Annotated in this window: 8 protein-coding genes and 1 pseudogene; 3 read left to right on the top strand and 6 right to left on the bottom strand. The window is 42.4% G+C overall.

What is annotated here, in order from left to right; translation table 11 throughout:
• Positions 1 to 53: 53 nt before the first annotated feature.
• The 5 genes and pseudogenes from DW173_RS22340 to DW173_RS22320 form a co-directional block, all read right to left on the bottom strand.
• Positions 54 to 236: pseudogene (locus tag DW173_RS22340) on the bottom strand (DUF4134 family protein); the annotation flags it as partial.
• A 165-nt stretch (positions 237 to 401) separates the two neighbouring features.
• Positions 402 to 1,082, bottom strand: a complete 681-nt coding sequence (locus DW173_RS22335) for a hypothetical protein (RefSeq protein WP_007216060.1) — start codon at positions 1,080 to 1,082, stop codon at positions 402 to 404.
• Position 1,083: 1 nt separating this feature from the next.
• Positions 1,084 to 1,542 (bottom strand): DUF3408 domain-containing protein, encoded by a 459-nt coding sequence (locus DW173_RS22330; protein ID WP_007216061.1) that lies wholly within the window; start codon positions 1,540 to 1,542, stop codon positions 1,084 to 1,086.
• Between the two features lie 4 nt (positions 1,543 to 1,546).
• Positions 1,547 to 2,308 (bottom strand): ParA family protein, encoded by a 762-nt coding sequence (locus DW173_RS22325; RefSeq protein ID WP_120145263.1) that lies wholly within the window; start codon positions 2,306 to 2,308, stop codon positions 1,547 to 1,549.
• On the bottom strand, positions 2,305 to 2,682 hold the full coding sequence (locus tag DW173_RS22320) for a hypothetical protein (RefSeq protein WP_120145262.1): 378 nt from the start codon (positions 2,680 to 2,682) through the stop codon (positions 2,305 to 2,307). Before DW173_RS22320 ends, DW173_RS22325 begins: the two co-directional genes overlap by 4 nt.
• 359 nt (positions 2,683 to 3,041) lie before the next feature.
• Here DW173_RS22320 and mobA point away from each other — a divergent pair, with 359 nt between their 5' ends.
• The 3 genes from mobA to mobC are packed head-to-tail and all read left to right on the top strand — an operon-like array spanning position 3,042 to position 6,735.
• Positions 3,042 to 3,479, top strand: coding sequence for a conjugal transfer protein MobA (gene mobA / locus DW173_RS22310; protein WP_007216065.1), 438 nt, complete (start codon positions 3,042 to 3,044; stop codon positions 3,477 to 3,479).
• Positions 3,464 to 4,702, top strand: coding sequence for a conjugal transfer protein MobB (gene mobB / locus DW173_RS22305; RefSeq protein WP_120145261.1), 1,239 nt, complete (start codon positions 3,464 to 3,466; stop codon positions 4,700 to 4,702). Before mobA ends, mobB begins: the two co-directional genes overlap by 16 nt.
• A 20-nt stretch (positions 4,703 to 4,722) precedes the next feature.
• Complete coding sequence (mobC, locus tag DW173_RS22300; protein WP_120145260.1) at positions 4,723 to 6,735, top strand: conjugal transfer protein MobC; 2,013 nt, start codon at positions 4,723 to 4,725, stop codon at positions 6,733 to 6,735.
• A 41-nt stretch (positions 6,736 to 6,776) separates the two neighbouring features.
• Here mobC and DW173_RS22295 read toward each other — a convergent pair whose 3' ends face one another.
• Positions 6,777 to 8,384 (bottom strand): class I SAM-dependent methyltransferase, encoded by a 1,608-nt coding sequence (locus DW173_RS22295; RefSeq protein WP_120145259.1) that lies wholly within the window; start codon positions 8,382 to 8,384, stop codon positions 6,777 to 6,779.
• Positions 8,385 to 8,390 lie beyond the last annotated feature (6 nt).

The raw sequence follows: 8,390 nt of genomic DNA, 5'->3' as shown, positions 1-8,390 counted from the left end.
CATGAAGCATCGAACTACCGTTATTCAGGCGATAGTTCGTTCATGGCACACTAGACTTTCACGCCGCCAATCAAGCCCACCACCGCACCGATGGCGTAAATTAATTTTGTCGCCGGGTCGAAATAGGATGTTACCATGTTGGTAGCTTCTGTAATACCCGCCATGCCGTTACCTTGTGCAAAAGCAGAGGATGCAGCCAATAGAGCGACTGCCGAAAAGAGAACTTTCTTTTTCATTATAAATACATTGATTTTTAAATTGCCGGGCGGTTGGATAGTCCGCCCGGCGGAGTGATTAATAATTGAATTTTTGTGGTTGTGGGGAGTGTTCCCCAGTGTTCAGAAAGGTTTGTCTTAACCGTAATCTCTTTGTTTCATCATCTTATTATTTAAAGTTTACCATTAAAGAAAATCGTTCATGTCAAAGTCTGCCATTTCATTACTTCCGGCAACCGGGACGGTGGCGGGCACGGGTATCTCATGCTTTTGTAAAAGTTCCGCTACCCGTGACCTGCCCCCGTTTATCTGCTCCACCAGCGAATGAAACAGGTTTGTTTCCGTCCGGCAGATGGTTTGAACCGCTTGCCGTTCTTCTGTGTCGGATGCTTGTTTTATCTGAATGACCTGAACCATTTGCGCCAGTTCCCCCAGTGTGATACCTTGCGCCATTTCCGGTTCACCCTCACCCATGTAACAGGCGATTTCTTCCGCTTCGATTTCATCCGCCGAAACGTCCGTTTCTTCCGTATTTTCCGTTTCAAATTCCATTTCAAATTCGGTTTCAATCGCTTGCGCAGCAGGTGTTTCAGTTACCGTTTCATCGCTTTGCGGGACAAATATAGAAGCATTATCAACCCCTTTTGAAAGGTGTCCTAAGATGTCCCCGTTTGTCCTCATTTGTCCCATCCGGTAACGGCTTGCACCTACAAGACAATCACCGTTTCCGGCTTTCACGGTCGGTTTGCTTTCCGGTTGTTCCGGTTCTCTTTTCCCACCCGTGAACCATGTTCCCAAGCTATCCCTGTATCGCCATAAGAGAACGGCGTAATACAGGAGCGTTCCGATAATAAACCACTTCAACATATCAGAACGGCTTTTCAAATTTGCTTTCGTACAGTTCGTTTATCTCGTCCTGAAACTGGTCGAAATGCCGGAGCAGGATATTTTCTACATAGCTGCTCACGGTTGCCTTGCGTCCGCCGATAACGGTTACTATCTTCATTAGCTTTTCGTGTGTGGTACGGCTGACATATAACGGTTGGCGGTCGGTCAAGTCCACCCGCATGAAATAGGTTTCCCGGTAGTCGCCCGGAGTGTTCTTTTTCCGGCGGGCAGGTTCTTTCACCGCCTTTTCTTCCTTTGGTTCTGCCTTGATTTCCGGTTTATCTGCCGTTTCCACAGTACCCGTTTTATCGTCCGGTTTATCCGGTGTTTCCACCGCCACCGATGGCATTTCCTGTTTTTTCACGGGCAAGCCCTGTGAAATAATCTCTTTCATAAAATCCTCGTCAATTTGCGGTTTCCCGCCGCTTTGCTTTGCCATATCGTTACAGTTTTATAAGGTATGCGATTTCGGTTATCAGTTCTTCCATGTTGCTGCCTTTTACCAGCCGTTTGTCCGCCGGGAACAGCGTAGAACGGAACACGGTTTTACGTTGTGCGTCCAGTTCCTTTTTAAACCTTTTGGTGTCCGGGATAAATACTTTCATAAGGGGTAATTCCAGTTCCCCGATGGTCTGTTCATACAGGGTGTACAGGTCTGTTTTTTCCCGCCCATCTACCATGTTCCAAAACAGGTGCAGCCCTTTCAGTCGGCACGCTTCATTCTTTACCAGCAGTTTGTCGATAGCCACCGCAAAGGAAAGGCTGCTTTCCAATACCACCCGGTCGGCGGCTATGGGAGTGAAAATGTAGTCCACCCCTGAAAGCGAATTGATAACACCCTCACTGTTCACCGTTCCGGGCAGGTCGAAAAAGACCACATCATAATCCGACCCGGCAGACGCAAGAAATTCATCCGCCGTTTTTATCGCTTCGTCCGGTGAACTGCAAAGCACCGGGTACGCTTTCTTTCCCAGCGTCTTGAACTGGTGAAAGGCAAGCTGTTTGTAATACTCATCGCCGTTCACCTGTTCGGCATCCCGTTTGCGCATAGCGGCAATAGAATGTTGCGGGTAATCGCAATCCATGACCGCCACGTTATACCCTTTCAGGTAGTACAGGTAACTTGCCACCAAGACAGTGAATGTTGTTTTGCCGACCCCGCCCTTTTGGGTAGAGAAAGCCACATACAAAGTTTCTTTCTTCATTGTAATACTGAATTATTGTGATACATCTTTATTGTTATCCATCCATGCAGTAAGCCGGATAGTTTTCTTTCATTCCATACTGATAGCACGAAAGCCGGAATGACTTCTTTTTCTCTTTCCTTGTTTCTTGCTATCTTTCTACAAAGGCAGGTTGTTTTCTTCCTTGCTTCTTTTCTTTTCATCATTCTGCAAAAACGGATTGCTTTCTTTGCAGACCGTTTGCTTTCCCGATTGAATGACAGTTTTCTTTCAATCATTCCATCCGGTTTGCTTTCCTGCTTTCTTGAAAGATTGCAATCTTGAAATCTTGTTTTCAAGTTTTCAAAACCGCTTTCTTTCCGTCCGCTTTCCGTTACATATTTCCATCTATCCATATTGCTATCTTTCTTGAAATCCGGGACAAATAAACGTAGAAAAACAACCCCTTTCGAGATGTGTCCTCAAATGTCCCCGTTTGTCCTCATTTGTCCTATAACCCGCTATTTCACAGCATTTTTAATACCTGTTACTTTGCAACCGAAAGGTATCGGTCAGGCTAACTAAGCCCCCGCCGCCGGGAGCGTTCCAATATCCGCTAACTCCAATCCGTCCGTAGGCGGATTTTTATTTGCACTGGCAAATAGCAAGGTGTGTTCTAAGCAGCTTGAAATTCTTTCAGCAGCTTTGAACGCCTTGCCCGGACGAAGCTGGGATAGGGTCACTCCGAAGTCGTAACCCTTTAAAGAAATGAAACATGAAACAGAAAAATGAAAATGCACCCCGTCCGGGTGGCGCAGGACGAAAGCCCAAAGCAGACCCGGCAGTGTTCCGGTACTCTATCAGCTTCAATGCGATAGACCACGCCCGCTTTTTGGCATTGTTCGACCAGTCGGGTATGCGCACCAAAGCGCATTTTATCACCGCCCGCATCTTTGGCGAACCGTTCAAAGTGATTAAAATCGACAAGGCGGCGGTAGAATATTATACCCGGCTGACCGCTTTATATTCCCAATACAGGGGTATAGCCGTGAATTATAATCAGGTGGTAAAGGCTCTCAATACCAATTTTTCAGAGAAGAAAGCTCTCGCTTTTCTCTATAAACTGGAAAAGGCAACGATAGAACTTGCCGACCTGAACCGCCAAATTATTGAACTGACCCGTGAATTTGAAACAAGATGGTTGCAAAGATAAGCGTAGGCAGTTCCCTGTTCGGTGCGCTTTCCTACAACCAAAACAAGGTGGATGAAGAGCAGGGAAAAGTACTTTTAAGCAACCGTATGTTTGAGAACGAGGACGGAAATTTCAGCATCCGGTGTTGTATGGAATGTTTCGATATGCACCTGCCCGCAGACCTGAAAACGGAAAAGCCGATTATCCATATCTCCCTGAACCCGCACCCGGACGATGTGCTTTCAGACAGCCAGCTTGCGGACATCGCCAAAGAGTATATGGATAAGTTAGGGTACGGCAATCAGCCGTTTATGGTGTATAAGCACGAAGATATTGCAAGACACCATATACATATCGTTTCCATCCGGGTAGATGAAACAGGCAAAAAGATAAACGACAAGTTCGAGCATATCCGCAGCAAACAAATCACCCGTGAACTGGAACAGAAATACGGGCTGCATCCGGCGGAGAAGAAACAGGCAACCGAACGCCCCGAACTTAAAAAGGTGGACTACCGGGCAGGGGACGTAAAGCACCAGTTATCCAATACAGTGAAAGCCCTTGCCAGTAGCTACCGTTTCCAAAGTTTCACGGAATACAAAGCGTTGCTATCTATATATAATGTACAGGCGGAAGAAGTGAAAGGGGAAGTGAACGGCAAGCCCTATAACGGCATTGTCTATTCGGCGACCAATGACAAGGGAGAAAAGCAGGGAAACCCGTTCAAATCTTCCTCTTTGGGTAAGTCGGTAGGTTACGAAGCCATCCAAAGACACATCAAGAAATCGGCAAAAGACATTCAGGACAAGAACCTGAAAGAGCGTACCCGCCGGACAGTCGGCGCAGTGATGCAATCCGCCCGTAGCCGGGAACAGCTTATTACGGAATTGAAAGCGAAAGGCATAGATGTTCTTTTCCGGCAGAACGATACAGGCAGGATATACGGTGTAACATTCATCGACCACGAAAACCGTACCGTCCTGAACGGTTCACGGTTGGGAAAGGACTTTTCCGCCAATGTGTTCAACGACCTGTTTTCCGGCTCCCGTACTTTGTCGGGAAACAGCAAACAGGAAACGCAGGAACAAAAACCGGAATATAACCCGACCGGACACCTTGAAAATACAGGAAAAGCCATTGCGGGACTGTTCAGCCTGTTATCCGGTGGGGACGATACGCCACCCGACAACAGCCAAGTTCCACCACCCAAGAAGAAAAAGAAGAAGAAACAAAGACGTATTTAATAACTATAAAAATTTCAATTATGCAGAATGAAGATGATTTAAGAGGACTTGCAAAGGTCATGGACTTTATGCGGGCAATCAGTATTTTATTTGTAGTGATAAACATTTACTGGTTTTGTTACCAGTCGTTCAGGGAGTGGGGTATCAATATCGGGGTAGTCGATAAAATCCTGTTGAACTTCCAGCGTACCGCCGGGCTGTTCTCCAATATCCTATATACCAAACTTTTTTCAGTGGTATTCCTTGCGCTTTCCTGTTTGGGAACAAAGGGAGTGAAAGAGGAAAAAATCACATGGAACAGGATTTATGTATTCCTGACAATCGGTTTTATCCTGTTTTTCCTGAACTGGTGGTTATTGGTTTTACCGTTGCCACTGGCGGCAAACACGGCATTGTATATCTTTACCATGACAGCCGGGTATCTTTCGTTATTGGCAGCCGGAGTATGGATTTCCCGCCTGTTGAAAAATAACCTGATGGACGATGTGTTTAATTTGGAAAATGAAAGTTTCGCACAGGAAACACGATTGATAGAAAACGAATATTCTATCAACCTGCCGACCCGTTTCTACTATAAGAAGAAGTGGAACGATGGCTGGATAAACATTGTAAACCCGTTCAGGGCAAGTATGGTATTGGGTACGCCCGGTTCGGGAAAGTCGTATGCGATAGTCAATAATTACATAAAACAGCAAATCGAAAAAGGCTTTGCTGTTTATATTTATGACTACAAATTTCCTGACCTTTCAGAGATAGCATATAATCATCTAATCAACCATTTAGACGGGTATAAGATAAAACCTAAATTCTATATGATTAATTTTGACGACCCACGTAAGAGCCACCGATGTAACCCGATAAATCCGGCATTTATGACGGACATATCGGACGCATACGAAGCCAGTTATACCATCATGTTAAATTTGAACCGCAGTTGGATAACCAAGCAAGGGGACTTCTTCGTAGAAAGCCCGATTATCTTACTGGCTTCTATTGTGTGGTTTTTGAAAATCTATCAGGGTGGTAAGTATTGTACATTCCCGCACGCCATTGAATTTCTGAACAAGAAATATGCCGACACGTTTACAATTTTAACCAGTTATCCCGAACTGGAAAACTACCTTTCACCGTTCATGGACGCATGGGAATCCAATGCGCAAGACCAGCTTCAAGGGCAGCTTGCAAGTGCTAAAATCCCACTTTCAAGAATGATTTCACCTGCCCTGTATTGGGTAATGACAGGGGATGATTTTTCACTGGATATAAACAATCCGGAAGAACCTAAAATTTTGGCGGTAGGCAATAATCCCGACCGCCAAAATATCTATTCCTGTGCTTTGGGTCTATATAATTCCCGTATCGTGAAGCTGATAAACAAGAAGCACCAACTGAAAAGTTCCGTGATAATAGACGAGTTACCGACCATCTATTTTCGGGGACTGGATAACCTGATAGCAACAGCACGAAGCAACAAGGTAGCGGTCTGTTTGGGCTTTCAGGATTTCAGCCAGTTACGCCGGGATTATGGGGATAAGGAAAGCAAAGTTATCGAAAATACGGTAGGTAATATTTTTAGCGGTCAGGTGGTTTCTGAAACAGCAAAAACGCTTTCAGACCGTTTCGGAAAGGTCTTGCAGAAACGCCAAAGCATGACTATCAACCGGAATGATAAATCAACCTCTATCAGTACGCAAATGGATAGTTTGATACCGCCCAGTAAAATATCCAACTTAACACAGGGTATGTTTGTGGGTGCGGTCAGTGACAATTTCGATGAACGGATAGAGCAGAAAATATTCCATGCGGAAATTGTGGTGGATAACGAGCAAGTGAAACGGGAAACTGCCAACTACAAGAAGCTGCCCCAAATTATAGATTTCAGGGACGAGAACGGAAACGACCGGATGCAGGAAGAAATACAGGCAAACTACAACCGGGTCAAGCAGGAAGTCCAGCAGATTGTCACGGATGAAATAGAAAGAATTAAAAATGACCCTAATTTACAACATTTGATTAAAGATGTCGAAGAATAAGTGTTCGGTGGGGACTACCATCCCCACCAAATATAATATCATTATATAAGGGACTTTCTGTTTAATCTTCTCGACGAAAGTTTTACCCAAATATTATGAGCCAACTTTACATCATTAGATGATAATCCATAATTCAATTCTAAAATTTGTCTATTTGTTACATCTAATATACTCGAAATATTAACTTTACTTCTTAACATTTCATTGATTGTTAGAAACATATCTGAATTATTTTTTTGAAATGGCAAAAATATACTCTCTGCTTCATTTGGCATTAGTTCCAAAACTCCACCACCATGACTACGACCAAATATTTCAGTAGAAGCCAAAGATAACGAATTGTAATAGCTTGAAATAAATGCTTTTATATCCAAATCTGGTTTTATAGTTACTCGATGCATAGTATCTGTTGTATAAGCCTGATTTTCATTTAAAATAAGCCTTGGATACAGATTATTTCTTCTCATAAAGAAAGCGTCAGAAACTCTCAATGATGGAACAATTTGCCATTCATCTCTTATTCTACATTTATAGCCTTGATTGATACCCTCTTTTACTCCCCATTTTAGGTACTCTTTTGCACCATCATTCAACTCTTTATAAGATGGAAACACCAATAAAAACGCTTTCGCATCAAGTTTTATATTGTTTTCCCAATCGTCTTTAGTAAAAACAGCACCTGCAACTTGAATACTTCTCCCAACTAATGGTTTAGCATATTCTTCAAGATTGTATTTTTCTACAACAGATAAGGGAACAGTAAAAAAATCATTTGAACCTGTAGTTATGCCAACTTCAATATTAGCATACTTATTCATTTTAGGAATAACATTACTCTCCTGCAAATCTTCAAGAAAATCAATTTCTTTCTGTTCCAAAAAATAGAAAGTCCACTTACTAGACTTATGATTTATTTTTTTTTGAGGGCTACGCAATTTTTCTATTTCAATACAATCTAATCCTTCTGCATCTAAAACTTCTAAATGTTCTATTGAATGCGAATTTGATTTATTCTTTTCACATAAAAGCAAAATGACTTCTTGTTGAATATTTGGAAATACTAATTTCTGAAAAGATATGATATTTATTTTATTATAAAATGCTGATAAGAAATTCCGTAATTGTTTTGCAAAAGAAACTTGCAATATTTCAGCAGGTAATACAAAAGCTATTTTACCTGTTTCTTTTAGTAACAAAGAAGAGCCTACAACAAAAGATACCCACGCATTTGTTAGTTTAGAATATGATAGACCTGCTTTCTCAAAAATAGAAGCAGCATAAGCTTGTTGATCTTTGTTAAAATATTGATATCTAATATACGGAGGATTTCCTATAACTAAATCGAATTTCTTTTCAGTGCTTATACAGTATTCGTGAAAGTCAGTATTTAAAATTTCAGATTTTGCTAGATTAGTATTTCGAGCTTTTTGTGCTTCGTTTTCATCTAATTCAATGCCAAGAAAAGAATTATATTCATATTTACCCTCTTGTATTTCTCGTAGGAAGACACCATCTCCACAGCTTGGTTCTAAAATATCAATGTCCTTTCGCCCATTGAACGCCCATTTTAGAATAAATGAGGCTATTTTGCTAGGGGTATAGAAACCACCCCTTAATTTTTCATTGCTTACATTATCTGCTAATTGCATCTTATC

It is taken from the genome of Bacteroides sp. AM16-13 (genome assembly GCF_003602705.1).
In the GTDB taxonomy this organism is placed as follows: domain Bacteria; phylum Bacteroidota; class Bacteroidia; order Bacteroidales; family Bacteroidaceae; genus Bacteroides; species Bacteroides xylanisolvens.
The sequence above is the reverse complement of the archived record's forward strand: the minus strand, read 5'-3'. Positions and strand labels throughout refer to the sequence as shown.

Bases quoted from the DNA above. Each gene is read 5' to 3' on its own strand.
- DW173_RS22335 (WP_007216060.1), bottom strand. From the start codon at position 1,082: ATGTTGAAGTGGTTTATTATCGGAACGCTCCTGTATTACGCCGTTCTC.
- mobC (WP_120145260.1), top strand. From the start codon at position 4,723: ATGCAGAATGAAGATGATTTAAGAGGACTTGCAAAGGTCATGGACTTT.
- mobB (WP_120145261.1), top strand. From the start codon at position 3,464: ATGGTTGCAAAGATAAGCGTAGGCAGTTCCCTGTTCGGTGCGCTTTCC.
- DW173_RS22295 (WP_120145259.1), bottom strand. From the start codon at position 8,384: ATGCAATTAGCAGATAATGTAAGCAATGAAAAATTAAGGGGTGGTTTC.
- DW173_RS22320 (WP_120145262.1), bottom strand. From the start codon at position 2,682: ATGGATAGATGGAAATATGTAACGGAAAGCGGACGGAAAGAAAGCGGT.
- DW173_RS22330 (WP_007216061.1), bottom strand. From the start codon at position 1,542: ATGGCAAAGCAAAGCGGCGGGAAACCGCAAATTGACGAGGATTTTATG.
- DW173_RS22325 (WP_120145263.1), bottom strand. From the start codon at position 2,308: ATGAAGAAAGAAACTTTGTATGTGGCTTTCTCTACCCAAAAGGGCGGG.
- mobA (WP_007216065.1), top strand. From the start codon at position 3,042: ATGAAACAGAAAAATGAAAATGCACCCCGTCCGGGTGGCGCAGGACGA.